The organism is Pseudomonas sp. NFPP24 (assembly GCF_900112095.1).
In the GTDB taxonomy this organism is placed as follows: Bacteria; Pseudomonadota; Gammaproteobacteria; order Pseudomonadales; family Pseudomonadaceae; genus Aquipseudomonas; species Aquipseudomonas extremorientalis.
Genome location: NZ_FOKD01000003.1, coordinates 324,592 through 350,507 on the forward strand (window position 1 = coordinate 324,592; position 25,916 = coordinate 350,507).

Genomic DNA, 25,916 nt, shown 5'->3' on the forward strand with positions numbered 1-25,916 from the left:
GTGTTGTGTCAGGGTGGAGCGTTTTTCAGGCGCCCGGCAGTGTCGATACTGACGACCACCGACAACCCAGGCCGCAACCGCTCGCTCTCGGCCTGGTTCGGATCTACGGTGATCCGCACCGGCACGCGCTGGGCGATCTTCACGAAGTTGCCGGTGGCGTTGTCCGCCTGCAACAGGCTGAACTCCGAACCGGTGGCCGGGGAAATATGCTGCACCGTGCCGTGGAATTTGCGGTGGTTCAAGGCATCCACCGTGAAGGTCACCGGCTGGCCGACCTGCACGTTGTCCATCTGGGTTTCCTTCATGTTGGCAATCACCCACAGCTGCGGCGGCACCAGCGCCATCAGTTGCGCGCCGGAGTTGACGTAGGCCCCCAGGCGCACGCCAATCTGCCCCAACTGACCGTCACGCGGCGCAGTGATGCGGGTGTTGGACAGGTCGATACGCGCCAGCTCCACCGCGGCCTCGGCACTCGCTACGGCAGCTTCCAGGGAGCCACGGTTGACGATCACTGTTTGCAGGTCCTGTCGTGCGATTTCCAGGCTGGCCTGGGCCTGGGCCACGGCGGCGATGGTCTGTGCATTGGCGGCGCGGGTCACGTCCAGCTCGCGCCTGGACACTGAGCCGTCGCTGATCAGTTCTTCATTGCGGCGCAAATCGGCCGTGCTTTTGCGGGCTTGTGCCTGGCTGTCCACCAAGGCTGCCTGGCGCAGCTTGATGGTGGCTTCGGCGCTGTTGCGCTGCTGCACCACATTCGCCAGCGAGGCCTTCTGCACCGCCAGTTGCGCCAGCGCCTGGTCCAGGCGCTGTTTGTAGATGCGATCGTCGAGGCGCACCAGCAGGTCACCGGCCTTGACGTATTGGAAGTCCTGCACCGGCACTTCGAACACATAGCCGCTCAGTTGCGGGCCGATGATCGTCACCTGCCCACGCACCAGGGCGTTCTCGGTGGTTTCCACGGCGCTGCTGAACGGCGGCAACTGCCAGGCATACAACACGATCAGCACCCCGACAATGGCAATCGCGGCAAACCCCAGCGATGAGACGATGCGCACCCGCAGGGAACGTGGCTCGGTGACCGAGGCGCCGGGCGGCGTGGTGCCTTCCGGGGTGGCGGCGATGGCGTTGGTGGTCGTGGTGGTGGAAGTCGGTTCGGTCATGAAGAAGCGCCGCTGGGTTGAACGGGAGGGGCTGCTGTTTTGGTCGTGCTCATCAGCCACAGGCTGCGGATAAAGATCCAGATCATGGTCAGTATCGCGATGATCGCGATCAGCATGAAGACATCGTTGTAGGCCATCACGTTCGCCTCGCGGGTCGCCGCCGTGGCCAGGCTGCGAATGCCCATGAGGTTGCGCAACTCGGGGTCGGCGACAATGCCGCCATAGGCCGAACCGCCGCTCGATACCCGCGCGGCCACACGCGGATCGAGCAGGGTCAGATGCTCGACGATCATGCTGGAGTGGTACTTCTCGCGCACGATCTGGAACGTGCCCAGCAACGCCGCGCCAATCAGGCCGCCGAGGTTCTGGCAGATACCGAACATCACCGAGAAACTCACCAGGTTGCGCGGGTTGGCCAGCACGTTCCTGGTGCCCAGCACCATGGTCGGCCCCAGGAAGAATGTACCGCCGAAGCCTAGCAGGAACTGGCTGACATACAGGTTCTGCGGCCGGGTCAGGTTGCTGGAAAAACTGTCCATCACCGACCCGGTGGCCATCAGTGCCAGGGAAATCACCAGCGGCATCAGCAAATGGGCCGGGTTGATGGTCAACGCACTGACCACCAACCCGGCAATCGCCCCGGCCAGCATCACTACGTACAGGGTGTGCATCTGCTGGTAGCTCATGTTCAACATCTGCATGAAGCCTACGGCGCCGGTGGACTGCTCGGACAGCACCATGCGGATCAGGATCACTGCCAGCGCCAGGCGGATCATCACGCCGCTGCCCAGCCAGCGGGTCATCAGCATCGGGTTGGCGCGGTTATGCTCGATGGCCAGCCCGGCCATGATCAGCACCAGGGAACAGGCCGAGGCGATGCCGATCCACGGTGCTTCCAGCCACCAGTCGATGCGGCCCAGGGACAGCACGGCGCAGAGCAAGGCGACACCGGTGGCAAGGATGGCGAAGGTGAGGAAGTCGAGTTTCTCGAAGGTCTTGAAGCGGTCGCCGGGCGGGAGTTTAAGCAGGAATACGCAGCCCAGGCAGATCAGCGCCATGCCCAGTTCAAACAGATACAACCCGCGCCATTCAGCAATTTGCAGCAAGTCTTCGGAGAACAGGCGCGCCAGTGGCAACGCCAACTGCGCCGTACCCAACCCCAGCACCAGGGACTTCAAGCGCCACTTGGCCGGGAACGCCTGGATCATGTAGTACAAACCCAGCGAACTCAGCGCCGCCCCCACCATGCCATGGGCCGCGCGCACCGCGATGGCCGAGCTGAGGTCGTTGACGAACAAGTGGCCGAAAGTCACCAAGGCGTACAGCACCAGGAACACCTCGGTAAATGCACGCAGCCCGAACTGCTGGCGGAACTTCACCAGCAGCAGGTTCATGCACACGTTGGTCATCACATAGGCGGCGGGCAGCCAGGCCATTTCAGCGGTGGTCGCGCCGAGTGCGCCTTGCAGGTATTGCAGGTTGGCGATGACCAGTGCGTTTCCCAACCCACCGGTAATCGCCACCAGCACGCCCACCATCGCGAACAGCCAACGCTTGTGCGTCGGGTGCAGCGGCGTAGACGGCGAACCGGGCAGGCTCGGGCGCTCGTGGGGCTCCCAGGTGTGGGGGGTGTATTTGTTCATTCGATGACTCAGGTAAACCCATACTCAGAGACAGTAAACCTGAGCGGAGTTCATCTTGCCATGTCGAGGGCATAATTGATGCGAAGAACCTGAAATGTACGAGGGCAAGTCGACTTGTCGCCCTGCCCCGCTGGGATGTCCTGTGTATTCAGATCCAGCCGAGCCAACTCCAGTAGGTCGCAGCGAATACCAGCATCAACAGGTAGCCAACCAGCGTCACCAGAACCCCCACCTTGGCGAACTGCCGCGCCGTGAACGTCCCGGTCCCCAGGCACACCATGTTCTGCGGTGCATTGATCGGCAGGATAAACCCGTAGCTCATCACAAACCCCAGGAGCATGGTCATGCCCAACCGGCTGAAATCCCCCGGCAAGGTCTGCAACACCGCGATCAGGATCGGCAACAGCGCCGAGGTCAACGCGGTGGCGCTGGCGAAGCCCAGGTGGATCAGGATCAGGAACGCACCAAGAATCGCAAACACACCCAGCGGCCCCACCTGGTCAAGCCCGGTATGCGCCACCACTTGCGCGCCCAGCCATTGCCCGGCCTGGGTGGTCAGCAGCGCCGTTCCCAAGCTGATGCCTACCCCGAACACGATCACCGTTCCCCACGGAATGCGCGACTGCACATCCTTCCAGGTCATCACGCCGATACCCGGCAATAACAGGAACACCAGGCCGGCGTAGGTGGTCGAGGTGGTGTCGAAACTGTGCAGTCGCCCTTCCGTGGCCCAGGCCAGTAGCAGCAACACCGAAACGCTCAACAGGCGCTTCTGCGCGCCGGTCATCGGCCCTATCTCCACCAGCGACTGCGCCACCGCCTCTTTACCGCCGGGGATGCTGTCGGTCTCCGGCGGCAGCAACTTGAGCACGAGGAACAGCAACACCGCCGACATGATCAACGCCCACGGCGCGCCGGCAATCAGCCAGTCGATCCACGACACGCGCTGGCCAAGCATCTTGTCCATGAAACCGACGGTGAGCAGGTTCTGCGCGGCGGCGGTCTGGATGCCGACGTTCCAGATGCTGGTGCCCTGGGCCACCACGATCATGATGCCAGCGGCGATATTCGAGCGTTTGTCCACGCCGAACGCGGCGATCACGCCCATCATGATCGGCACCACGCAGGCACTGCGCGCCGTGGCGCTGGGTACCACGAGGCTGAGCAGCACCGTCACCGCAATCGCCCCCAGCAGGATGCGCCGGGTGCTGGTGCCGACCCGGCTAAGGGTCACCAAGGCGATACGCCGGTCCAGGCCGGTGTGGGTCATGGCTGCTGCGATAAACAGCGCCCCGGCCACCAGCGCCAGCGCCGGGTTGGAAAACCCGGTGAGCGCCATGCTGATCGCCGGGCTGGTGCCGATCACATGCGCGGTGTCCTGCAACGACGGCGCGGTGCCCAGCAGAAAGGCCATCAGCGACGTGATCATGATCGCACTGGCTTCATAGGACACCGCTTCAGTGATCCACACCACCACGGCAAACGCGAGGATCGCCAGCATGCGGTGCCCGGCGACCGGCAAGTCGGCGGGCACCGGCAACAGCAGCACCCCGGCCATCACCAACACGGCGACGACCAGGCCCAGGGGTAATTTGAAAGATGCCGCACTCATGGGCCACTCCAAGGCTCTAGCTCAGGCCTTGAGCATGGGCTAAAAGCACCTGCGACGTGTTGACCTAGGCCAACAACTGGCTCAACACGGCCCGCAACTTGCCGGGCTTGACCGGCTTGTTCAGCAACGGCGCTTCCAACCGGCGCAACGCCCTACGGCACTGGTCGGTGCGGTCGGCGCTAATGATCACGGCCGGGATGTTCAGTTCGAAATGCTCACGCAGGTGCTTGACCACCGCACACCCCACCACCCCATGGTCGAGGTGATAATCGGCCAGGATCAGTTCCGGCGCCCTGCCCTCCAACGCCAGCAACGCTCCGGCCTGGTCGGTGGCGGTGACCACATCACAGCCCCATTGCCCGAGTAGCGCGCGCATGCTGTCGAGGATGCTCACCTCGTTGTCGATCACCAGCAGACGCCGTCCCGGCAGCGGGTTGCCGGTGGTCGGCTGGGCTGGCAATTGGCTGATCGGCAGAGGGATCTCGTTGCTCAACGGCACCTCGATACTGAACATCGAGCCACGTCCCGGCCACGAGCGTACGGCGATGGGGTAACCCAGGATCTCGGCGATCCGCTCGACAATCGCCAGCCCCAGCCCAACGCCTTTACGGTCCGCAGCGCGGCCGACGTCGAGCTGGTTGAACTCGAGGAAGATCGCCTCCAGCCGGTCCTCCGCAATCCCGCGCCCGGTGTCCCAGACCTCCAGGCGCAGGCAATCGCCCCGCTTGCGCGCGCCCAACAGGATGCAACCTTCGTCGGTATAGCGGCAGGCATTGCTGAGGAAGTTACGCAAAATCCGCGTCAGCAATCGCAAGTCGGTGCTGATCGCATAGCAGCCGGTGTGCACCCGCAGGTTCAACCCGGCCGCCTGGGCCACCGACTGGAACTCCGAGACCAGCGGCGCGAACAATTCGTCGAGGCGGTACAGCGCCACATCTGGCTTGACCGCCGCCTGGTCGAGCCGCGAGATGTCCAGCAAGTCGGTGAGCAAGTCCTCGGCGCCCTCCAGCGCCTGGTGCGTGCGCTCCACCAGCACCTGCTCGACGCTGGGCAACGACCGTTCACGCAAGGTGGCGATCAACAAGCGTGCGGCATTCAGCGGTTGCAACAGGTCGTGGCTGGCGGCGGCGAGGTATTTGTCCTTGCTGCGGTTGGCGGCCTGGGCGGCGTCGCGGGCGTCGCGCAGGTCCTGTTCGATCTGCTCGCGCTGGGCGATCTGCTGTTGCAGGTTGTGGTTGGCTTCCAACAGTTCGTCGGTGCGTGCGGCGACCCGCTGCTCCAACTCGTCATTGAGACGGATATAGCGCTTGCGCTCAGCCTCCAGCTCATCCAGCCGCGCCGTGAGTTCCGGGTAATGGCTCTTGCGCGCCGACTGGTCGCCCAGCCCCAGCAACCCGGCGAGTGCGCGTTGCTGGTCGTCAGAGAGCTTCGCCATAGACGACCTCGACGTCACGCTGGCTCGACTCTCTCGGGTTGGTGAGGATGCACGGATCCCCCATCGCATGCTGGGACAGGAACGGAATATCCGCCACGCGCACACCATGCAGGCCCAGGGTTTCGTGGAAGCCGATGGCCCGCTTGAGCGCTATCAAATGCTCCACCAGCCGCCCGCAGATCTGCCGGTGATTGAGGCCGCGACAGTCGATGCCAAACGTCTCGGCAATCACCTTGAAACGCTCCGGCGCCGAGCTGTAGTTGAACGCCACCACATGCTCCACCAGCACTGAGTTGCACAGCCCATGGGGCAGGTCGAGGAAGCCGCCGAGGCTGTGGGACATGGCGTGCACTGCGCCGAGAATCGCGTTGGAAAACGCCAACCCGGCCTGCATGCTGCCGAGCATGATCTTCTCGCGCAGGGCGATATCCGTAGGGTTGGCGATCATCTGCACCAGGTTGCCGTTGATCAGGCGCATTGCCTCCAGCGCATGGGGGTCGGTGAGTGGGCCGTGGCCGGTGGAAACGAACGCCTCGATAGCATGCACCAATGCGTCGATGCCGGTGCAGGCGGACAGGAACGGGTCCATGCTGGCCGTGGTTTCCGGGTCGATCAGCGACACATCCGGCACTACCGCCTTGCTGACGATAGAGAACTTCATGCGTTCCTGCTGGTTGGAAATGATCACGAACTGCGAGACATCCGCCGAGGTGCCGGCGGTGGTGGGGATCAGGATCAGCGGCGGGCTGGGCACGCGAAGGGTGTCGACGCCCTCGAACTCAAGAATGCTGCGCCCGTGGGCCACCACGATGCCGATGGCCTTGCCGCAGTCCATCGGGCTGCCGCCGCCGATGGCTACGATCACGTCGCAGTGGTGTTCGCGGTACACCTCGGCGCCGGTCATCACTTCTTCGACACGCGGATTGGGCGAGACGGCGCTGTACAGGCAGTAGTCGATGCCGAGGGCTTGCAGGCTGGCTTCCACATCGGCCACCCAACCGGCGGCGATCACGCCAGGGTCGCTGACCACCAGCACCTTGCGCGCGCCGAAGGTCTTGGCGTAGTTACCGACGTTGTGCCGGCAACCGGCTCCAAAGATGATTTCAGGCGAGACGAATTTACGCAGGAGGCTCAGATTTGGGCTCATTGGAAAGCCTGTTTTTATTATTTTGGAAGAATGCGCTCCACACTAACCGATCCGGCTGCGAATGCAATCAGACCAAAGAGGCATCCTTCCGACAGCTCCCGCGATCAACGGCTGGCGAAGTACATGGTCACTTCGAAGCCGATACGCAGGTCGGTAAACGCAGGTTTGGTCCACATGGGGGCAGTCCTCTTGTTGTTCCGGAAAATTCCGGTGGGGTCATTAATGCATGGGGGGATGGGGCAGCGAATGCTACTTTCGAAGTATCAAGCGCACTGCATTAGTCGCGAATGTACAGAGGCCAAAATGTGGGAGGGGGCTTGCCCCCGATGGCAGCGGGTCAGTCAACATTTATGTCAATGACACACCGCTATCGGGGGCAAGCCCCCTCCCACAGGGGACCGCGTTGCAATCAGAGGGTCAGAAGAAGCCCAGCGGGTTGATGTCGTAGCTCACCAGCAGGTTCTTGGTCTGCTGGTAGTGATCCAACATCATCTTGTGGTTTTCACGCCCGACGCCCGATTTTTTGTACCCGCCAAACGCCGCATGCGCCGGGTACAGGTGATAACAGTTGGTCCACACCCGACCCGCCTTGATCGCCCGGCCCATGCGGTAGGCGCGGTTGATGTCGCGGGTCCACAGGCCGGCGCCCAGGCCGAACTCGCTGTCATTGGCAATCGCCAGGGCTTCGGCCTCGTCCTTGAAGGTGGTCACGCCCACCACCGGGCCGAAGATTTCCTCCTGGAACACACGCATCTTGTTGTGGCCCTTGAGCAGGGTCGGTTGGATGTAATAGCCGCTGGACAGGTCGCCTTCCAGGCGCTCGGCCGCGCCGCCGGTGAGCAGCACCGCGCCCTCTTCCTGGGCGATCTTGAGGTAGGACAGGATCTTGTCGTATTGCTGCTCCGAGGCCTGGGCGCCGACCATAGTCTCGGTGTCCAGCGGGTTGCCGCGCTTGATCTTGACGATCTTCTTCATCACCTCGGCCATGAACGGCTCGTAGATCGACTCCTGCACCAGCGCCCGCGAGGGGCAGGTGCACACTTCGCCCTGGTTGAAGAACGCCAGCACCAGACCTTCGGCCGCCTTTTCGATAAACGCAGGCTCGGCGCTCATGATGTCTTCGAAGAAGATGTTCGGCGACTTGCCGCCCAGCTCCACGGTGGACGGGATGATGTTCTCGGCCGCCGCGTGCATGATGTGCGCGCCCACCGGGGTGGAGCCGGTAAAGGCGATCTTGGCGATGCGCTTGCTGGTAGCCAGGGCCTCCCCGGCTTCGCGGCCAAAACCTTGCACGATGTTCAGCACGCCGGGCGGCAGCAGGTCGCCGATCAGCTCGGCAAACACCATGATCGACAACGGCGTCTGCTCGGCCGGCTTGAGCACGATGCAGTTACCGGCGGCGAGTGCCGGCGCGAGTTTCCACGCCGCCATCAGCAATGGGAAGTTCCACGGGATGATCTGCCCGACCACGCCCAATGGTTCGTGAAAATGATAAGCCGCTGTGTGCTCGTTGATCTCGGCGGCCCCGCCTTCCTGGGCACGGATGCACCCGGCGAAGTAGCGGAAATGGTCAGCGGCCAGGGGCACGTCGGCGTTGAGGGTTTCGCGCACGGCCTTGCCGTTGTCCCAGGTCTCGGCCACAGCCAGCACTTCCAGGTTCTGCTCGATACGGTCGGCGATTTTCAGCAGCACCAGGGCGCGGTCCTGGGCCGAGGTCTTGCCCCAGGCATCGGCGGCGGCGTGGGCGGCGTCAAGGGCCTTATCGACATCGGCGGCGCTGGAACGCGGGAACTCGGCGATGACTTCACCGGTGACCGGCGAGGTATTGGTGAAGTACTCACCCTTGAGCGGCGCGACGAACTCACCGCCGATGTAGTTGCCGTAGCGCGGCTTGAAGCTGACGATGGCGCCGGGGGTGCCAGGTTGGGCGTAGATCATGGTGAGGCCTCTGCTTATTGTTGGGTGTTGATGGGCTGCATCTGGGTGCGTTCGTAGTGGGGGTACAGGTGGGTCACGCTGCGGGTCAGTTCATAGCGGCTCAGGTTGATGCCCGCGAATCGCTCGGGGATAGGGCTGCGGATCAGCTCGGGCATGTCGCTGCCATGGGCTGCCCCGTCGCGTAGCAATTGATCGAGCCAGGTGAGGTAGTCACGCATCTGTTCGAAGGGTTTGGCGTCGGTCGCAATGGGGCCGTGGCCGGGCACGATCAGGGTCCAGGGCAAGCCTTGCAGGGTGGCGATATCCGCCAGCCAGATCGCCAGCCCCGGTGAGTGGGGCGTGGTGAGTGCGCGCTGGTAGAACACCAGGTCGCCGGCAAACAGCACGCCGGTCCTGCGGTCGAGGATCGCCAGGTCGGCGCCGGTATGGCCGCGCAGGTGCAGCAGTTGCAGGTCGTGGCTGCCGAAGGTTTTCACCCCCGCTTGCAGGGCTTCGGTGGGCAACACCACTTCGGTGCCGCGCATCCAGTCACCCACCATGCGGTACAGGTTCTCAGCCATGCTGTCGCCCTGCTCATGCAGCAAATCCTTGGTGCCGGCCAGGGCGCCAATCGGTACATCCCTGAAGGCTTGGTTGCCCAGGGCGTGGTCGGGATGGTGGTGCGTCAGCAGCACCTGGATCACCGGTTTGTCGGTGACACGGGCGATGGCCTGGCGCAGGGCTTCGCCGTAGCGCCTGGACGGCCCGGTGTCGATCACCACCACGCCGGGCTCGGTGACGATGAACCCGACATTGACGATATTGCCGCCATTGTCCCTGGTGAAGTTGTCGGTGCTGCCTTCCAGCAGCCAGGTGTTATCGGCGATCAACCGAGGTTTGAGGACGTAATCCAGGTCCGCCAGCACCGGCAGGCTGAACAGCAGCAGCCACAGCACAATCCAGCGCAGGCTCATGGGATGGCCGCCTCGAACTGGTTGCCGCTGGTGTCGCGCAGGGTCAGGCGCGTGGGCTCGCGGCCTTCGATGTCGAAGGCCAGGCTGGGGTTTTCGCTGACGGCGGGGAACAGTTCCAGGCGTGCCAGCAGTTGGTTATCTGCGCCGCGCAGCTCGGCCTGGTGGATAAAGAATTCGGGAATACCGCTGATCATGCCGTTATCCATCGGATGGGCAACTTGCAGTTTCACGCGGCTGAACTCGGCACGCGGGTAACGGCCGCCGAGCACTTCGCCCAGGTGCTCTTCCCAGCCGGGTTGGGTGCGCACCACGCTGGGCGCGGTGCAGCCGCCACCGGCGGCATCGATCAGGGCCGAGCCGACATGCCACATGCCATCCCGGGTGAGCACCGCTGCACGCAACGGCGTGGCCTGTTCGATACGAATCCGCAGCGACAGCCACGGCAGTACTGGCCCCAACGGCTGGAAATCGACGATCTGCGGCAGAGGGTTCAGCTCGGCCCAGGCAAGGATCTTCACCACGTCCCCCTTGAAGGCGCGGGCGTCGATCTCCAGCGGCACCTGTCGCGCATCCTCGGCGAACGGCGGCGCCAGGAGCTTCACCCGCTCGTCGAACACAAACGCTGCATTGTCGAGCAAGCGCTGGTGATAGTAGGCCCACATCACCGAGGGCACCGGGTCGACGGGCGCGCCCCAGGCCAGCATCGGCACACAGCACAGCCACCACCCGCGCAGGCCCATGGCTTACTCCTCGACGTGCACGCTGTCGAGGTAGGTGCGCACCGCCCACAGGGCTTCCTGGCTGAGGTAGTCGGCCATTTTCGGCATGTACACCCGGCCATCGCGCACGGCGCCGTGGCGCACACGTTCCACGAACCATTCATCGCCGGCGTCGCCGGCATCGAGCATGCGCAGGTCGGGGGCGATGCCACCGGACTTGGCTTCCAGGCCATGGCACGCCGCGCAGTTCTGGTTATAGGCCGACGCACCGACCTCCACCGCTTTGTCATGTTCGGGCGTGGTGCGATAGGGGTTGGTGGCGGCCCAGCCATCGGCGTCCAGCGGCACGCCGGCGTCCTTGATCGGGGTGAGGCCTTTGGTTTCCACGGCGGTGGGCGTCACGTTGCCGTGAGCCCAGGCGGATCCACTACTGATTGCACTGGCGAGCAGGCAGGCGGTAATCAAGGCGTTGCGTTTTGTTGTCATTATTTTTTCCCTCGGGAGTGCACGCAAAACCTCTTGGCAGAGGCTATGGCAACCATCTTAGGAAGCACCCGGCAGGACCCGTATGCTGCTTTGGTGGGCGGGTTCTCATCCGTTGGTAGCAGGCCTTGTGGGGCACTGCTAAATCAGAGGCGGTTCGGGAAATTGTCCCGGCAACACCGGGACTTTTTCCGTATTCGCCACGGCGTTCACGTCGCACCCTGTGCAGGCCATAACCTCCACTGGGAACTGCAACCATGACAATAAGATCGCTACCCGCCCTCTCGCCGCTGAGCCTTGCCGTGCAGGCCTTCCTGCTGGTCGGCAGCCTGTCCTTGAGTGCGGCCAGCTTCGCCGCCGCCGAGCCTGCCAAACAGACCCGCAACGTCACCTGGGAAGACATCGCCAACGACCACCTGACCACCAAGGACGTGCTGCAATACGGCATGGGCACCAACGCCCAGCGCTGGAGTCCGCTGGCCCAGGTCAACGACAAGAACGTGTTCAAGCTCACACCGGCCTGGTCTTATTCGTTCGGCGACGAGAAGCAGCGTGGCCAGGAATCCCAGGCCATCGTCAGCGACGGCGTGGTCTACGTCACCGGCTCCTATTCCCGGGTGTTCGCCCTCGATGCGAAGACCGGCAAACGCCTGTGGACCTACAACCACCGCCTGCCCGACAACATTCGCCCGTGCTGCGACGTGGTCAACCGGGGCGCGGCGATCTTCGGCGACAAGATCTACTTCGGCACCCTCGATGCACGCCTGATCGCCCTCGACAAGAACACCGGCAAAGTGGTGTGGAACAAGAAGTTCGGCGACCACGCCGCTGGCTACACCATGACCGGCGCCCCGGTGCTGATCAAAGACAAGGTCAGCGGCAAGGTGCTGCTGATCCACGGCAGCTCCGGCGATGAATTCGGCGTGGTCGGCCAGCTGTATGCGCGCGACCCGGACACCGGCGAAGAGGTGTGGATGCGCCCGTTCGTGGAAGGCCACATGGGCCGCCTGAACGGCAAGGACAGCACCCCGACCGGCGACGTCAAGGCTCCGTCCTGGCCGGATGACCCGACCACCGAAACCGGCAAGGTCGAGGCCTGGAGCCACGGCGGCGGCGCGCCCTGGCAGAGTGCGAGCTTCGATGCCGAGACCAATACCATCATCGTCGGCGCCGGCAACCCTGGCCCGTGGAACACCTGGGCGCGCACCTCCAAGGACGGCAACCCCCACGACTTCGACAGCCTCTACACCTCCGGCCAGGTCGGCGTCGACCCGAGCACCGGCGAAGTGAAGTGGTTCTACCAGCACACGCCGAACGATGCCTGGGACTTCTCCGGCAACAACGAGCTGGTGCTGTTCGACTACAAGGACAAGGCCGGCAAAGTCATCAAGGCCACCGGCCACGCCGACCGCAACGGCTTTTTCTACGTGGTCGACCGCAACAACGGCAAGCTGCAGAACGCCTTCCCGTTCGTCGACAACATCACCTGGGCCAGCCACATCGACCTGAAGACCGGCCGCCCCGTGGAAAACGAAGGCCAGCGTCCGGCCAAGCCTTTGCCGGGTGAAACCAAGGGCAAGCCGGTGGAAGTCTCGCCGCCGTTCCTGGGTGGCAAGAACTGGAACCCCATGGCCTACAGCCAGGACACCGGGCTGTTCTACATCCCGGGCAACCAGTGGAAAGAGGAATACTGGACCGAAGAGGTCAACTACAAGAAGGGCTCGGCGTACCTGGGCATGGGCTTTCGCATCAAGCGCATGTATGACGACCACGTCGGTACCCTGCGGGCGATGAACCCGACCACCGGCAAGGTGGTGTGGGAGCACAAGGAACACCTGCCGTTGTGGGCCGGCGTACTGGCGACCAAGGGCAACCTGGTGTTCACCGGCACCGGCGATGGCTTCTTCAAGGCCTTCGACGCGAAGACCGGCAAGGAGCTGTGGAAATTCCAGACCGGCAGCGGCATCGTCTCGCCGCCGATCACCTGGGAACAGGATGGCGAGCAGTACATCGGCGTGACAGTCGGCTACGGCGGCGCGGTGCCGTTGTGGGGCGGCGACATGGCGGAGCTGACCAAGCCGGTGGCACAGGGTGGGTCGTTCTGGGTGTTCAAGATCCCGAGCTGGGACCTGAAAACCGCGCAGAAGTAACCTCACCCTATATGCGGGGGTCATCCTTTGTGGCGAGCGGGCTTGTCCCGCGTTGGGCAGCGAAGCGGCCCCCGGCTTTTCTCCAGCCTCACCGAGTCGTCAGGTTTTGGGCTGCTGCGCAGCCCAACGCGGGGCAAGCCCGCTCGCCACAGCAAGCCCGCTCACCCCAGGATCCCCAGAGGTCTCGCGATGAAATATCTGCCATTTTTAATCCTGCTATCCCTGCCCTTGGCTCACGCCGACGAGGGCGACGACGCGCCGCTGGTCATCAACGGCTGCACCCTGGCCGCACACAGCCAATGCCCCGGTGCCAACCTCAAGGGCGCCGACCTGAGCAACCAGGACTTGAGCAAAATGAACCTGGCCGGTGCCGACCTGCGCGATGCCGATCTGCGCCACGCCAACCTCGACCTGGCCAACCTGGAAAAAGCCCAGCTGCAAGGCGCCAACCTGACCCGCGCCAGCCTGCAACAAGCCAACCTGCGCCTGGCCGACTTCACCGGCGCCACGCTGATGGCCGTGCAAGGCTGGGGGCTGTTCGCCCAGGGTGCGCAGTTTGAAAACGCCAACCTCAGCGCCGCCTACCTGCAATTTGCCCGGCTGTCGGGGGCCAAGCTGCACCAGGCCAACCTGCGGGCGGCCGACCTGGAGATGACCTGGCTGAGCAAGGCCGATCTGCAAGGCGCCGACCTCAGCGACGCCAATCTGCAAGAAGCCAAGTTCGGCGAAAGCAACCTGGAAAAAGCCACGCTCACCGGCAGCCGCCAGCACTATGCGAATTTCCAGGATGCGAATATGGACGGTTGCAAGGATTGCCCCACCACCTGGGATCGTTAACCCGCCACCCGCACCACCCCCATGTCGATACCCAAATGCACCAACTCGGCATGGGAACTCACCTGCAACTTACTCTTGAGCAAGGTCAGGTGATTGGACACGGTCTTGCTGCTGATACTCAACTGAGCGGCAATCGCGCGCGCCGGGGTGCCCTTGGCGAGCATCAGGAAAATCTCCAGCTCACGCTGGGTCATGCTTTGCAGGCGCCGGTCGGTGGGGTGGTAAGCCAGCTGGGTGGCCAGGTCCTGTTCAATATAGGTGTGGCCGTCAAGAATGCGCTCGACCGCATCCAGCATCACCGCCGGCAACGCGCTTTTGGTCAGGTAGCCGGACGCACCGGCCTCCAGCGCCTGGCGCACCAGGGGCAACTCGGCATGCTGGCTGAAAAACAGCACGCGCAATTGCGGCAGGCGCTGGCGCAGGCGGCGGGTGGTTTCCAGGCCGCTGATACCCGGCAGGCCAAAGCCGATGATCACCAGGTTGGGTACCGCTTCGTGCACCCGCGTCAAGGCGTCCTCGCCACTCGCTGCTTCGCGCACCACCACATCCGGCAGCCCGCTGCGCAACAGGCTGGCGTAACCCAGGCGGACCACGGCGTGATCATCGACCAGCAGGATGTTCATAGTGCCTCCCATGGCAGTACCTCTGGCCATGCTAGAACCCCGGGGACCAATGGGACCTACTACTTTGGTACTGGTTTTGCTGTCTATCGTCGCATTCCCAAGGCAGCGGGACTGGCGTGTAATGGGGGCATAACGATAAGGACCGGACCCGCCATGCTGCCCGCTAGACTGCCACTTGCGGCACTGTTGTGCCTGTTCATCACGCACGTACAGGCCGACACGCCACTGTTTTCCGCCGATGGCTACCGCATCAGCCTGTACCGCAGCCCCACGCCCGAACACCTGCCCGGGGCCGTCATTGTCGACACCCCGGCCCTGCAGACGCTGTTGGCCCAGATGCCCGCACCGGTATTGATCGACGTGTACCGCCGCCCGTGGCTACAGGGTCGTTTCATCGAAGACCAGCCCCACGCCAACCTGCCCGGCAGTCACTGGCTGGCCAATACCGGCGACGGCGACCTCACGCCCGAGTGGCAAGGTTACTTTGTGCGTCACCTTTACAAGTACACGGGCGGCAACCTGGCGCGCCCGCTGGTGTTCTACTGCCGCGCCGATTGCTGGCTGAGTTGGAACGCGGTAAAACGGGCCGCCAACCTGGGCTATACCACTGTGTATTGGTACCGCGATGGTTTGGATGCATGGGAAGCGGCAAACCTGCCAGTAATGGCTGCGACACCCGAACCCTTTGAATAAAAAACCACAACAAGAAGGTGAACGGCCATGTACAAAATCCTGATCGCCGATGATCACCCGCTGTTTCGCGAGGCGATCCACAACGTCATCAGCGACGGTTTCCCCGGCAGCGATGTGATGGAAACCGCCGACCTGGACAGCGCCCTCGCCCTGACCCAGGAACATGACGACCTCGACCTGATCCTGCTGGACCTGAACATGCCCGGCATGCACGGCCTCAACGGCCTGATCAACCTGCGCAACGAGTCGCCGACCATCCCGGTGGTGATTGTCTCGGCCGAGCAGGACAAACAGATCGTGCTGCAGGCCATCACCTACGGCGCCGTGGGTTTTATCACCAAATCATCACCGCGCCTGCAAATGACCGAGGCGATCCAGCAGATTCTCAACGGCAATGTGTACCTGCCGCCGGACATCATCCGCACCCAGAAAAACACCGGGCAGCGGCGGATGAATGACAGCCCGGGGTTTGCCCCGGAGCTCTTGCAGGCACTGACCCGTAAACAATTGCTGGTGCTGGAGCGGATGACCAAGGGCGAATCGAACAAGCAGATTGCCTATACGCTGGAGATTGCCGAGACCACGGTGAAGGCCCATGTGTCGGCGATTTTGCGCAAGTTGAATGTGCATAACCGGGTGCAGGCGATACTCAGTGCCGGGGATATCGATTTCGGCTCGTACCTGCGCCGCTGACGGTCTGACACTCCACAAATCAACTGTGGGAGGGGGCTTGCCCCCGATGGCAGAGTGTCAGTCAGCACATCCATTGATTGATGCACCGCTATCGGGGGCAAGCCCCCTCCCACATTTGATCTGCATTTTGTCAGGGCCGGCTGAGCAGGTGGCTCATGGCGGTTTTCAGCTTCATGGGCCTGACGGGTTTGTGCATCAACGTATGCCCTAGCTCACGTATCTGCAGCTTCAATTCTCGGCTCGTACCTGCGTCGCTGACCCTTTGACACATCACAAATCAACTGTGGGAGGGGGCAAGTCCCCTCCCACATTTGATCTGCATTTTGTCAGGGTCGGCTGAGCAGGTGACTCATGGCGATTTTCAGCTTCATGGGCCTGACGGGCTTGTGCATCAAGGTATGCCCCAACTCCCGTATCTGCTGCTTCAATTCTCGGCTCGTACCTGCGTCGCTGACCCTTTGACACATCACAAATCAACTGTGGGAGGGGGCTTGCCCCCGATGGCAGAGTGTCAGTCAGCACATCCATTGATTGATGCACCGCTATCGGGGGCAAGCCCCCTCCCACATTTGATCTGCATTTTTGTCAGGGCTGGCTGAGCAGGTGGCTCATGGCGGTTTTCAGCTTCATGGGCCTGACGGGCTTGTGCATCAAGGTATGCCCCAACTCACGTATCTGCTGCTTCAATTCATTGCTGTAGTTGGCCGTTATCATCAACGCCGGCACCGCGCTCCCGCGCCGGGCGTTGATGCGGGCCACGGCGTCCACGCCGTTCTGGTCGTCGTCCAGATGGTAATCGGCAATCAACAGATCCGCCTCGGCATGGTAGTTGTCCACCTGCCGCGCCAGGTCCTGTTCCGACAGCGCCGTGATCACCCGGCAGCCCCAGCCTTCGAGCAAGGTACGCATACCCGCGCAGATCGCCGCGTCGTTATCCAGCACCCACACCCGGGCACCTTGCAGGCGCTCGAGCAACGGCTCGCTCATGGAAGGCGCAGGCAGCGACTTGGGGGCCGTGGCGCTCAACGGTACCTCCACCGAGAACATCGAGCCTTTGCCCGGCCAGGACCTGACGCTGATGCGATGGCCGAGTATCCCGGCGATCTTTTCCACGATGGCCAGGCCCAGGCCCAGGCCGCGGTCCTGGTCCGGTCGCTGCACGTCGCCACGTTTGAACTCCTGGAAAATCTCCTCCAAGCGCTCTTGGGCAATCCCCATGCCGCTGTCCCACACCTGGATCAACAGGCGCTGCTGCTGACGCCGGCAACCCAGCACCACCCGCCCCTGGTAGGTGTAGCGAATGGCATTGCTGAGCAGGTTGCGCAGGATCCGCGCCAGCAACTGGATGTCGCTGCGCACCAACGCAGAGCAGCCGACAAAGTGCAGCGCCAGGCCTTCGGCGCGGGCCAGCTGGGTGTACTCGGCGGCGAGGTTGTCGAGCAACTCACTCAAGGCGAACGGCGCGATATCGGCCTTGATCACGCCAGCATCCAGCTTGGAAATATCCACCAGGGTCCCCAGCAGGTTTTCCACGTCTTCCAGGGAGTTGCTCACATTGCGCACCAGGGCTTCGCTGGGTCGCTCCAGCAAGGCACTGGTGAACAGCCGCGCCGCATTCAACGGCTGCAACAGGTCATGGCTGACGGCGGCGAGAAACTTGGTTTTCGACAGGTTGGCCTGCTCGGCCTCGAGCTTGGCTTCGCGCAGGCGGGTTTCCATGCGACGGCGCTCGTCGATTTCCTTGAGCAGTTGGTCATTGAGCGACGTAAGCTCCGAGGTGCGCTGGGCCACGCGCTGTTCCAGATGCTGGTAGGCCTGGTGCAAGGCTTCGGCCGTGCGGCGGCGTTCGGTGATATCGCGGATCAACACGAAGATCCCCACCACCTCGCCACTGGCGAGCATGTTCGGTACATAGGAACGCAGCATGTAGCGTTCCTGGTGGTTGATGTTGGTTTCGGCGAACTCGAAGGTCACGCTCTCCCCCGCCAAGGCACGGGCGACGTAGGCATCCAGGCGCTGGCAATGCTGCTCGCTGTGCACTTCGCGCAGGCTCTGGCCGAGCATCATGCCGCGCGGCCAGCAGTACCATTCTTCATAAACCTTGTTGGTGAACTCATAGACCAGGTCGGCATTCAGGTAGCCAATCAGCGCCGGCACGTTGTCGGTGATCAGGCGGATCCAGCGCTCGCTCTCCTGGGCTTTCTGCGCCGCCGCCTGTTCGCCACGCAGCGTTTCGGCGCGCAGGCGGGCGTTGATCAGCAGGTGGTTGCTGGCCTTGAGTTCGGCCATCGCCTGGTTCAGCGCGTCGGTGCGCTCGCGCACTTGCTCGGCCAGCACCACCGAATGCTGGAAGGTGGTGTAGGGGTTGTTGCCCTGGGGCATGCCGGACTCGATGCGCTCGATCAGCGCCACATTGATCCGCGCCAGCTTGAGGTTGTCCTGTTGCAGCCGGGCCAGCTGAGCGGGCAGGTCAGCGCCGGCCTCGGGCAATGGCGACCCCGGTGAAGGTCTGGTTGATGTGCATGCCATTGAACTGTTCTCCGTAGGTGTTGAAACCCATCACCCGCTGGTCCCGCAAGTAACCGCCGAGCTGTTCGAGGGTGCCGTTGTCCTCCAGCTCCAGGCGGCGCAAAAAGCAATCGCAGCCGATGGTCAGCAACAGGTCGCCGAGGCGCGCTTGCAGGCCGTCGAACAGAGCCTGCAGGTTCGGCAGCAGCGGGCCGGGCGTCATCACCGTCAGCACGATGCCGTTTTCCACCGCGCAGTAGAAACTCAGGCTGAGGTCTTCATGCACCTGCTGGATAGCGCGCACGTAGTATTGGTCGTGGATACGCACCGCCAACGGGTGGGCGGCGAACGTGCGGTGGTCGAGGTCGGCCACCGCCACACCGATATGCCGCGCGTACTCTTCGGCGGCGGGCTCGGCGTTGAGTTCGAACACACGGCGTGACGCGCTGTCGGCGCCGGTCACCACCAGTTTTTCCGTGCGCGGCAGGATATGGTGGGTGGTGAACACCTCGAAATCCAGCCAGGTGTTGACCAGCATCACCACCGCCGCGCCGCTGTGGAACACGCCGTTGAAGTACACGTGGGTGTGGGTGAGGAAGTTGTCGTCACCGGCCGAGCCGCCGAAATGCGGGATATCCCCAAGGGCCGCGCTAAGGGCGGCGAGGACCATTTCTTCGCGGCTGGACAGGCCGTCAAGCAGGGTCAGCGCAAACGTGTTGCCCTTGATCGGCGCCAGGGTATTGCTGCGACAGCCGCCGACCAGACGTTCGACCATGTCCTGGGCACCGATCAGGCTGAAGTGCTCGACCTGATCGATCAGCTCGGTGGCGATGGAAAAGTGCGCGTGGTTAAAGCCCATCGCGGTGATGCAATTACGGCCGTAGCCTTGGGGCGTGATTTCGCCGGCGCTGGTGCAGCCGACCACACGCACCTTGCCGAAGCACTGTTGCAGGGCCTGGCCAAGGGCCTGGAGGTCGTAGGACGCGGAACAGAAAAACAGCACAAAACCCAGGTACGGGTGCAGCAGTTGCTGGGCCAATTCCTCGGCGGCCTGCCCGGCATCGGTGGCCTGGGACATGGCGCTGACTACGCCTTCACTGTTGTGCATCGTTGCCTCCCCCTCTGAAGCATCAGTGTACGAAGGGCCTGGGCATGGGCCTATGCTACTTGGGTACTGGGTGGGGGATGCGATGGGATGAGGCTTTCAAGACCACTCTCTCAAAAGCCAATGGAGATCCAATGTGGGAGGGGGCTTGCCCCCGATTGCAGTGTGTCAGTCGATGCATGAGTGATTGATCCACCGCTATCGGGGGCAAGCCCCCTCCCACATTTTGATTGCATTTCAGATGACTACCACGTGAGGACAGCACCTACGGCAAAGGTATCGGTGTCTTCATTTTGGGCATGGGTGTCATGCGCCTCGATCTGGTTGTACTCCGCCACCAGCTTCAGGTTGTCGCCGAGCTTGAGGTCGTCCACCTACTTGGTCATGTTGAAGCCCAGGTAGTTGGGCAAGAAGCCCATCTTCACACGCGACTGGCGGCGGTCGTATTGGTCACCGGCACGGCCGACGTCACTATTGACGTAGAAGGCGTTGATGTAGCCATCGGTGGAGAAGGTGGTTTCGCCCTTGTCGTACAGCATGATTTCGGCGTCGGCGAATGGGCTGAGGCCCAGGCCGAGGATAAAGACAGGTAACAGACGCAGGGGGACGTTCTTATTATTATGCATGGTGCGCTCCGCAACGGGGACTTGATGTCGGAGGCGATTATCAAAAGGCGGTGGGCCATGGCATACGCTGCCTTGGCCCTGATTTGCGGATGCTTTGGAGAGGCAGCGGGTGCCCGGCAAGTTCGGTTTAGTCCAGGCCCGGCACTTAGGATGTAAGACCGGCCTTGACCAACATGCCCACGGCCACCACGACACACAGGCTGGCAAACCCCACTTGCAAGGTACGCGCAGGAATCACCGAACACAGACGCCGACCGGCCAGCATGCCGACGATACTCGCGGCGATAAACACCCAACCCACCGGCTCGATGCGCACACCGGCATGCAACGCGCCGGCCACGCCGATCAACGACAGCAGGCTGATCACCATCAGGGAGGTGGCGACGATGCCGCGCATCTGCACGTCGGTGAGTTGCTTGAATGCCGGCACGATCAGGAAGCCACCGCCGACACCGAGCAAGCCGGACACCGCACCGGTCACTGCGCCGAGAGCGGCCAGGGTCGCGCTGCATTTGGCAGTCCAGGCCAGGCGCCCGGTGTGCTGGTCGAGCATGCAGTTCTTCTGGCCCCAGGAGGCGGTGCCGTGGTCACTCGGCCCTGCCTCGCGTTTTTCCCGCTGCAACATGCGCCAGGCCACCAGCACCATCAATGCGCTGAACAGCCCCATCAACAGGGCTTCAGGCAATTGGTGGGCGAGATACACCCCCACCGGCGAAAACAGCGCGCCAAGCAAGGCGATCAGCAACGCCGCGCGGTAGCGCACCAAGCCATGGCGCAAACCATCGACCGCCCCCACCGCAGCCGCCGCGCCCACGGCGAGCAGTGACACCGGCGCCGCCTGGGTCATGCTCAAACCCAGGCCCAGCACCAGCGCCGGCACCCCGAGAATGCCGCCACCGGCGCCGGTCAGGCCCATGACCAGGCCCATCAACAATCCCAACACACTGGCGAGCAGCATTCAGTCCACCTTGCTCAGGCGGGTCAGCCATTCGCGGCCCTTGAGCATGCCGTTCCAGTAGAACCACGGCAGCAAGGTCGCCTTGAGGAACCACATCGAACGACGCGCCCGGGTCGGGTCCAGGGGAAAGGTCGGCAGCAGCTTGCCGCCATAGCCAAACTCGGCCAGCACCACCTTGCCCTTCTCCACCGTCAAGGGGCAGGAACCGTAGCCGTCATATTTGAGCGGCAACGGCGCCTGTTTGCGCAGGGCCAGCAGGTTTTCGGCAACCACCACGATTTGCTTGCGCACCGCTGCGGCGGTCTTGGCGTTGGTGGTGCCGCACACGTCGCCCAGGCCGAAGATATGCGGATACCGCAGGTGCTGCAGGCTATGGGGGTTTACCTCACACCAACCGGCGGCGTCGGCCAGTGGGCTTTGGCGGATAAAATCCGGGGACACTTGCGGTGGCACCACGTGCAGCAGGTCGAAGGTTTTATCCTCGACGCGGACGTTACCCTCGGGGTCCTTCACCTCGAACCAGGCCTTGCGCGCAGGGCCATCGACTTTCACCAGGTTGGCATTGAACGCCAGGCGGGCGTTGTATTTTTCCACGTACTTCATCAGCGGCGGCACAAAGGTTGCCACCCCGAACAGTGCGGCGCCGGCCAGGTTGAATTCGACGTCGATATTGTTCAGCGTGCCCTGTTTGAGCCAGTGATCGCAGGACAGGTACATGGCTTTCTGCGGCGCACCCGCGCATTTGATCGGCATGGCCGGCTGGGTGAAGATCGCCTTGCCGCCCTTGAGTTGCTGCACCAACTGCCAGGTGTAAGCAGCGTGCTGGTAACTGTAGTTGGATGTGACGCCATGTTTGCCCAGGGTGTCCTGCAGCCCCTCGACCTTTTCCCAGGCCAGGCGCAGGCCGGGGCAGACGATCAGGTTGTTCCAGGTGACGCGCTGACCGCTGTCGAGCACCAGGGTCTGCTCATCGGGCAGCAGTTCGGTGACGGCGGCCTGTACCCAGGTGACGCCATTGGGCAGGACATCGGCCAGTGGGCGGCGGGTTTTCTTCACGTCGTAGGCACCGCCGCCGACCAGGGTCCAGGCGGGCTGGTAGCAGTGGTGGTCGCTCGGTTCGATCAGGGTGATATGCAGGTGGGGATCGCGCTTGAGCAGGCTGGCCAGCAGGCCGATGCCCGCCGAGCCGCCGCCGATGACTACGATATCGCCACTGATGGTAGGGCCCCAGTGTTGGTCGGTCATGGTCTATCGCCTTTGTAATACATGCACACAAGGGTCGCTGCCGGATGGCGTCACGCCCAGCTTTTTATGACCGCGCCGCAGTACAGCCCGGACAGGGTCTTCATCACTTGAATCACTTCATGGCTGGCCAGCCCGTAGAAAATGTATTTGCCTTCCCGACGGGTGGCCACCAACCCTTCGTCACGCAGGATGCCCAACTGTTGTGACAGCGTGGGCTGGCGCACGCCGGTCAGGGCTTCCAGCTCGCCGACATTGCGCTCGCCCTGGGTCAGCTGGCACAGGATGAGCAAGCGATCCTCATTGGCCAGGGCCTTGAGCAAGGAGCAGGCCTTGGACGCCGATGCGCGCAACTGGGCAACTTCGCCTTCACTCAGAGTAGATTCCATTTGCCTCGGGTCCTTTGTGTCACTTAAGCTCGAAACATTATGTGAAAACGTAAACTGATTGTAACTACTTTTTTCTCCATCGGGGACGTTCGCCATGCCAGCGTTGATTCAAGCCTTTCTGGACGAGGCATCGTCGACCTACACCTACGTCGTCTATGAAACCGACGGCGGCCCGTGCGCCATTGTCGACTCAGTGCTCAACTACGATCCGGCCTCGGGGCGCACCGACACCGCCCAGGCCGATAACGTCATCGCCTTCGTGCGCGAGCACGGCTTGCAGGTGCAGTGGCTGCTGGAAACCCACGCCCACGCCGACCACCTGTCGGCGGCGCCCTACCTGCGCCGCACCTTGGGCGGCAAGATCGCGATTGGCCAGGCCATCAGCAAAGTCCAGGGCGTATTCAAGCACCTGTTCAACCTGGAGCCGGAATTTCGTGTAGATGGCTCGCAGTTCGACCACCTGTTTGCGCCGGATGAGGTGTTTCACATCGGCAACCTAAAGGCCCAGGCACTGCATGTGCCAGGGCATACTCCAGCGGACATGGCCTACCTGATCGACGGCCGATTGATCCTGGTGGGCGACACGCTGTTCATGCCGGATGTCGGTACCGCCCGCTGTGATTTCCCCGGCGGGGATGCGCGGCAGTTGTATGCATCGATGCGCAAGTTGCTGGCCTTTCCTTTGGAAACCGAACTGTACGTGTGCCATGACTACCCGCCGGAAGGCCGAGAGGCTAAGTGCCGGACCACAGTGGCCGAGCAGCGCGCAGGCAATATCCATGTGCATGACGGGGTGGATGAAGCGGCGTTTGTCGAGATGCGCACCCGACGCGACGCCGGGCTGGGGATGCCGACGCTGCTGCTGCCGGCGATCCAGGTGAATGTGCGGGCGGGGAATATGCCGCCGGCGGAAGATAACGGCGTGACCTACCTGAAAATCCCCGTCAACCAACTCTGAAAATGGTCTCTGATCTGAAATGGGATCAAATGTGGGAGGGGGCTTGCCCCCGATTGCAGTATGTCAGACACATCATGTGTAGCTGATCCACCGCTATCGGGGGCAAGCACCCTCCCACTTTTATCAGGCACCCAGACTGATGCCATTGGCCGGCAGCGGCAGTGCGGTTTTATAGCGCACCTGCTTGAGCGCAAAGCTTGAGCGGATGTTCGCCACCCCCGGCACCTTGGTCAGAAAGTCCATCATGAAACGCTCCAGCGACTGGATCGTCGGTACCAGCACGCGGATGAGGTAGTCCGGGTCGCCGGCCATCAGGTAGCACTCCATCACTTCCGGACGGTCCGCAATTGCCCCTTCGAACTGCTGCAACGCCAACTCATTCTGCTTTTCCAGGCTCACGTGAATGAACACATTGACGTGCAGCCCCAGCAGGTCGGCGTCCAGCAGCGTGACCTGGTCGCGAATCAGGCCCAGTTCTTCCATCGCCTTCACCCGGTTGAAACACGGCGTGGGCGACAGGTTGACCGAGCGGGCCAGGTCGGCGTTGGTGATCCGTGCATTCTCCTGCAGAGCGTTGAGAATGCCGATATCGGTACGGTCCAGTTTGCGCATGAGACAAATTCACCTGTTTATTATGTTTATGCAGGTTTTTTATCCGCAAATGACCGCGGGCGCAACGAAACAGAGATAAATATTCTTCTACGCCACGCCTATGATTGTTGTAGGACAAGATTTCCCCTACCCGGGGACTGACTGTCAGCTAGCGCGCCCACTACAAGAAATTCACAAGATAGAGCGTAGAAAGCCATGACCCAGCAGTATGAACCACTGCGTCTGCACGTCCCTGAACCCTCGGGCCGTCCAGGCTGCAAGACCGACTTCACGTACCTGCGCCTGACCGACGCAGGCACCGTGCGCAAACCCGCCATCGACGTAGAACCCGCCGACACCGCCGACCTGGCCAAGGGCCTGATCCGCGTGCTCGACGACCAAGGCCAGGCCCTCGGTCCGTGGGCCGAAGGCGTCCCGGTGGAGATTCTGCGCAAAGGCATGCGCGCCATGCTCAAGACGCGGATCTTCGACAACCGCATGGTGGTCGCCCAGCGTCAGAAAAAAATGTCGTTCTACATGCAGAGCCTTGGCGAAGAAGCCATCGGCAGCGCCCAGGCCCTGGCCTTGAACATCGACGACATGTGCTTCCCCACCTACCGCCAGCAAAGCATCCTGATGGCCCGTGAAGTGCCACTGGTGGACCTGATCTGCCAGTTGCTGTCCAACGAACGCGACCCGCTCAAGGGCCGCCAGTTGCCAATCATGTACTCGGTGAAAGACGCCGGCTTCTTCACCATTTCCGGCAACCTCGCTACCCAGTTCGTACAAGGCGTGGGCTGGGGCATGGCCTCGGCGATCAAGGGCGATACCAAGATCGCCTCCGCCTGGATCGGCGACGGCGCCACCGCCGAATCCGACTTCCACACCGCCCTCACCTTCGCCCACGTGTACCGTGCGCCGGTGATCCTCAATGTAGTCAACAACCAGTGGGCCATCTCCACCTTCCAGGCGATTGCCGGCGGCGAAGCCACCACCTTCGCCGGACGCGGCGTGGGTTGCGGCATCGCCTCCCTGCGGGTGGACGGCAACGACTTCATCGCGGTGTACGCCGCTTCGGCCTGGGCTGCCGAGCGCGCGCGCCGCAACCTGGGGCCCACGCTGATCGAGTGGGTGACCTACCGCGCCGGTCCGCACTCCACCTCGGATGATCCTTCCAAATACCGCCCCGCCGACGACTGGAGCCACTTCCCCCTGGGCGACCCGATTGCCCGTCTCAAGCAGCACCTGATCAGGATTGGCCAGTGGTCCGAAGAGGAACACGCGGCGGTCAGTGCCGAACTTGAAGCCGAAGTGATTGCCGCGCAAAAGCAGGCCGAACAGTACGGCACCCTGGCCGGTGGCCAGATTCCAAGCGCCGCGACCATGTTCGAGGACGTCTATAAAGAGATGCCGGAGCACTTGAAGCGCCAGCGTCAAGAGTTGGGGGTCTGAC

General features: G+C 62.8%; 23 protein-coding genes and 1 pseudogene. 6 read left to right on the forward strand and 18 right to left on the reverse strand.

The window, feature by feature from the left end; genetic code table 11:
- Positions 1 to 8: 8 nt before the first annotated feature.
- The 10 genes from BM026_RS08355 to pedF all read right to left on the reverse strand — a co-directional run bounded on the left by BM026_RS08355 (position 9) and on the right by pedF (position 11,093).
- Positions 9 to 1,160: an HlyD family secretion protein gene (locus tag BM026_RS08355; RefSeq protein WP_093528026.1), complete on the reverse strand. Its 1,152-nt coding sequence runs from the start codon at positions 1,158 to 1,160 to the stop codon at positions 9 to 11.
- Positions 1,157 to 2,803 (reverse strand): MFS transporter, encoded by a 1,647-nt coding sequence (locus BM026_RS08360; RefSeq protein WP_093528029.1) that lies wholly within the window; start codon positions 2,801 to 2,803, stop codon positions 1,157 to 1,159. The genes BM026_RS08355 and BM026_RS08360 overlap by 4 nt, the downstream gene beginning before the upstream one ends.
- 148 nt (positions 2,804 to 2,951) lie before the next feature.
- Entirely contained in the window at positions 2,952 to 4,415 is a 1,464-nt protein-coding gene (locus BM026_RS08365; RefSeq protein ID WP_092244705.1) for a DASS family sodium-coupled anion symporter, read from the reverse strand.
- Positions 4,416 to 4,479: 64 nt separating this feature from the next.
- Complete coding sequence (locus BM026_RS08370; protein ID WP_092244702.1) at positions 4,480 to 5,850, reverse strand: ATP-binding response regulator; 1,371 nt, start codon at positions 5,848 to 5,850, stop codon at positions 4,480 to 4,482.
- On the reverse strand, positions 5,834 to 6,997 hold the full coding sequence (gene ercA, locus BM026_RS08375) for an alcohol dehydrogenase-like regulatory protein ErcA (protein ID WP_093528033.1): 1,164 nt from the start codon (positions 6,995 to 6,997) through the stop codon (positions 5,834 to 5,836). The genes BM026_RS08370 and ercA overlap by 17 nt, the downstream gene beginning before the upstream one ends.
- A gap of 104 nt (positions 6,998 to 7,101) precedes the next feature.
- A complete protein-coding gene (pqqA, locus tag BM026_RS08380; RefSeq protein WP_010209364.1) occupies positions 7,102 to 7,173 on the reverse strand; it encodes a pyrroloquinoline quinone precursor peptide PqqA in 72 nt (23 codons plus the stop codon).
- Between the two features lie 241 nt (positions 7,174 to 7,414).
- On the reverse strand, positions 7,415 to 8,935 hold the full coding sequence (locus BM026_RS08385) for an acetaldehyde dehydrogenase ExaC (protein ID WP_093124282.1): 1,521 nt from the start codon (positions 8,933 to 8,935) through the stop codon (positions 7,415 to 7,417).
- Positions 8,936 to 8,949: 14 nt separating this feature from the next.
- Positions 8,950 to 9,888 (reverse strand): quinoprotein relay system zinc metallohydrolase 1, encoded by a 939-nt coding sequence (locus tag BM026_RS08390; RefSeq protein ID WP_371914404.1) that lies wholly within the window; start codon positions 9,886 to 9,888, stop codon positions 8,950 to 8,952.
- Positions 9,885 to 10,628, reverse strand: coding sequence for a quinoprotein dehydrogenase-associated SoxYZ-like carrier (locus BM026_RS08395; protein WP_071492074.1), 744 nt, complete (start codon positions 10,626 to 10,628; stop codon positions 9,885 to 9,887). Before BM026_RS08395 ends, BM026_RS08390 begins: the two co-directional genes overlap by 4 nt.
- 3 nt (positions 10,629 to 10,631) lie before the next feature.
- Positions 10,632 to 11,093, reverse strand: a complete 462-nt coding sequence (pedF, locus tag BM026_RS08400; RefSeq protein ID WP_071492075.1) for a cytochrome c-550 PedF — start codon at positions 11,091 to 11,093, stop codon at positions 10,632 to 10,634.
- Between the two features lie 254 nt (positions 11,094 to 11,347).
- Between pedF and exaA the strand changes: the two genes are divergently transcribed.
- Both exaA and BM026_RS08410 read left to right on the forward strand, forming a co-directional pair.
- Positions 11,348 to 13,240, forward strand: coding sequence for a quinoprotein ethanol dehydrogenase (gene exaA / locus BM026_RS08405; protein ID WP_083351482.1), 1,893 nt, complete (start codon positions 11,348 to 11,350; stop codon positions 13,238 to 13,240).
- Between the two features lie 189 nt (positions 13,241 to 13,429).
- Positions 13,430 to 14,077, forward strand: a complete 648-nt coding sequence (locus BM026_RS08410; RefSeq protein ID WP_092244692.1) for a pentapeptide repeat-containing protein — start codon at positions 13,430 to 13,432, stop codon at positions 14,075 to 14,077.
- Here the strand turns inward: BM026_RS08410 and BM026_RS08415 are convergent.
- On the reverse strand, positions 14,074 to 14,700 hold the full coding sequence (locus tag BM026_RS08415) for a response regulator (protein WP_092244689.1): 627 nt from the start codon (positions 14,698 to 14,700) through the stop codon (positions 14,074 to 14,076). The two genes, BM026_RS08410 and BM026_RS08415, sit on opposite strands and share 4 nt — an antisense overlap.
- A 153-nt stretch (positions 14,701 to 14,853) precedes the next feature.
- Here BM026_RS08415 and BM026_RS08420 point away from each other — a divergent pair, with 153 nt between their 5' ends.
- Complete coding sequence (locus tag BM026_RS08420; RefSeq protein ID WP_093528036.1) at positions 14,854 to 15,393, forward strand: PQQ-dependent catabolism-associated CXXCW motif protein; 540 nt, start codon at positions 14,854 to 14,856, stop codon at positions 15,391 to 15,393.
- A gap of 27 nt (positions 15,394 to 15,420) precedes the next feature.
- Positions 15,421 to 16,086 (forward strand): response regulator transcription factor, encoded by a 666-nt coding sequence (locus BM026_RS08425; RefSeq protein ID WP_058427587.1) that lies wholly within the window; start codon positions 15,421 to 15,423, stop codon positions 16,084 to 16,086.
- 585 nt (positions 16,087 to 16,671) lie between these two features.
- On the opposite strand, the gene BM026_RS08430 is transcribed toward BM026_RS08425, so the two are convergent.
- The 6 genes and pseudogenes from BM026_RS08430 to BM026_RS08455 form a co-directional block, all read right to left on the reverse strand.
- Positions 16,672 to 18,615: a PAS domain-containing hybrid sensor histidine kinase/response regulator gene (locus BM026_RS08430; RefSeq protein WP_175507939.1), complete on the reverse strand. Its 1,944-nt coding sequence runs from the start codon at positions 18,613 to 18,615 to the stop codon at positions 16,672 to 16,674.
- The gene (gene nosP / locus BM026_RS08435; protein WP_093124293.1) at positions 18,557 to 19,702 is read right to left on the reverse strand and encodes a nitric oxide-sensing protein NosP; all 1,146 of its coding nucleotides are present in this window, start codon (positions 19,700 to 19,702) and stop codon (positions 18,557 to 18,559) included. The genes BM026_RS08430 and nosP overlap by 59 nt, the downstream gene beginning before the upstream one ends.
- 299 nt (positions 19,703 to 20,001) lie before the next feature.
- Positions 20,002 to 20,325 (reverse strand): annotated as a pseudogene (locus tag BM026_RS08440) (porin); the annotation flags it as partial.
- Between the two features lie 145 nt (positions 20,326 to 20,470).
- Entirely contained in the window at positions 20,471 to 21,283 is an 813-nt protein-coding gene (locus BM026_RS08445) for a sulfite exporter TauE/SafE family protein (protein ID WP_092244676.1), read from the reverse strand.
- Positions 21,284 to 22,528: an NAD(P)/FAD-dependent oxidoreductase gene (locus tag BM026_RS08450; RefSeq protein WP_093124298.1), complete on the reverse strand. Its 1,245-nt coding sequence runs from the start codon at positions 22,526 to 22,528 to the stop codon at positions 21,284 to 21,286.
- Between the two features lie 50 nt (positions 22,529 to 22,578).
- Positions 22,579 to 22,914, reverse strand: coding sequence for an ArsR/SmtB family transcription factor (locus BM026_RS08455; protein ID WP_005789341.1), 336 nt, complete (start codon positions 22,912 to 22,914; stop codon positions 22,579 to 22,581).
- A gap of 94 nt (positions 22,915 to 23,008) precedes the next feature.
- Between BM026_RS08455 and BM026_RS08460 the strand changes: the two genes are divergently transcribed.
- Positions 23,009 to 23,872 carry an MBL fold metallo-hydrolase gene (locus tag BM026_RS08460; RefSeq protein WP_092244671.1) on the forward strand — a complete coding sequence of 288 codons (864 nt, stop codon included), beginning with the start codon at positions 23,009 to 23,011 and terminating at the stop codon, positions 23,870 to 23,872.
- Positions 23,873 to 23,995: 123 nt separating this feature from the next.
- On the opposite strand, the gene bkdR is transcribed toward BM026_RS08460, so the two are convergent.
- Positions 23,996 to 24,484: a Bkd operon transcriptional regulator BkdR gene (gene bkdR, locus BM026_RS08465; protein WP_092244668.1), complete on the reverse strand. Its 489-nt coding sequence runs from the start codon at positions 24,482 to 24,484 to the stop codon at positions 23,996 to 23,998.
- Between the two features lie 195 nt (positions 24,485 to 24,679).
- Here bkdR and BM026_RS08470 point away from each other — a divergent pair, with 195 nt between their 5' ends.
- On the forward strand, positions 24,680 to 25,915 hold the full coding sequence (locus BM026_RS08470; protein WP_092244665.1) for a 3-methyl-2-oxobutanoate dehydrogenase (2-methylpropanoyl-transferring) subunit alpha: 1,236 nt from the start codon (positions 24,680 to 24,682) through the stop codon (positions 25,913 to 25,915).
- Position 25,916 lies beyond the last annotated feature (1 nt).

Coding starts and splice junctions, on each gene's coding strand:
- BM026_RS08355 (WP_093528026.1), bottom strand. CDS start 1,160: ATGACCGAACCGACTTCCACCACCACGACCACCAACGCCATCGCCGCC.
- BM026_RS08360 (WP_093528029.1), bottom strand. CDS start 2,803: ATGAACAAATACACCCCCCACACCTGGGAGCCCCACGAGCGCCCGAGC.
- BM026_RS08365 (WP_092244705.1), bottom strand. CDS start 4,415: ATGAGTGCGGCATCTTTCAAATTACCCCTGGGCCTGGTCGTCGCCGTG.
- BM026_RS08370 (WP_092244702.1), bottom strand. CDS start 5,850: ATGGCGAAGCTCTCTGACGACCAGCAACGCGCACTCGCCGGGTTGCTG.
- ercA (WP_093528033.1), bottom strand. CDS start 6,997: ATGAGCCCAAATCTGAGCCTCCTGCGTAAATTCGTCTCGCCTGAAATC.
- BM026_RS08385 (WP_093124282.1), bottom strand. CDS start 8,935: ATGATCTACGCCCAACCTGGCACCCCCGGCGCCATCGTCAGCTTCAAG.
- BM026_RS08390 (WP_371914404.1), bottom strand. CDS start 9,888: ATGAGCCTGCGCTGGATTGTGCTGTGGCTGCTGCTGTTCAGCCTGCCG.
- BM026_RS08395 (WP_071492074.1), bottom strand. CDS start 10,628: ATGGGCCTGCGCGGGTGGTGGCTGTGCTGTGTGCCGATGCTGGCCTGG.
- pedF (WP_071492075.1), bottom strand. CDS start 11,093: ATGACAACAAAACGCAACGCCTTGATTACCGCCTGCCTGCTCGCCAGT.
- exaA (WP_083351482.1), top strand. CDS start 11,348: ATGACAATAAGATCGCTACCCGCCCTCTCGCCGCTGAGCCTTGCCGTG.
- BM026_RS08410 (WP_092244692.1), top strand. CDS start 13,430: ATGAAATATCTGCCATTTTTAATCCTGCTATCCCTGCCCTTGGCTCAC.
- BM026_RS08415 (WP_092244689.1), bottom strand. CDS start 14,700: ATGAACATCCTGCTGGTCGATGATCACGCCGTGGTCCGCCTGGGTTAC.
- BM026_RS08420 (WP_093528036.1), top strand. CDS start 14,854: ATGCTGCCCGCTAGACTGCCACTTGCGGCACTGTTGTGCCTGTTCATC.
- BM026_RS08425 (WP_058427587.1), top strand. CDS start 15,421: ATGTACAAAATCCTGATCGCCGATGATCACCCGCTGTTTCGCGAGGCG.
- BM026_RS08430 (WP_175507939.1), bottom strand. CDS start 18,615: ATGGCATGCACATCAACCAGACCTTCACCGGGGTCGCCATTGCCCGAG.
- nosP (WP_093124293.1), bottom strand. CDS start 19,702: ATGCACAACAGTGAAGGCGTAGTCAGCGCCATGTCCCAGGCCACCGAT.
- BM026_RS08445 (WP_092244676.1), bottom strand. CDS start 21,283: ATGCTGCTCGCCAGTGTGTTGGGATTGTTGATGGGCCTGGTCATGGGC.
- BM026_RS08450 (WP_093124298.1), bottom strand. CDS start 22,528: ATGACCGACCAACACTGGGGCCCTACCATCAGTGGCGATATCGTAGTC.
- BM026_RS08455 (WP_005789341.1), bottom strand. CDS start 22,914: ATGGAATCTACTCTGAGTGAAGGCGAAGTTGCCCAGTTGCGCGCATCG.
- BM026_RS08460 (WP_092244671.1), top strand. CDS start 23,009: ATGCCAGCGTTGATTCAAGCCTTTCTGGACGAGGCATCGTCGACCTAC.
- bkdR (WP_092244668.1), bottom strand. CDS start 24,484: ATGCGCAAACTGGACCGTACCGATATCGGCATTCTCAACGCTCTGCAG.
- BM026_RS08470 (WP_092244665.1), top strand. CDS start 24,680: ATGACCCAGCAGTATGAACCACTGCGTCTGCACGTCCCTGAACCCTCG.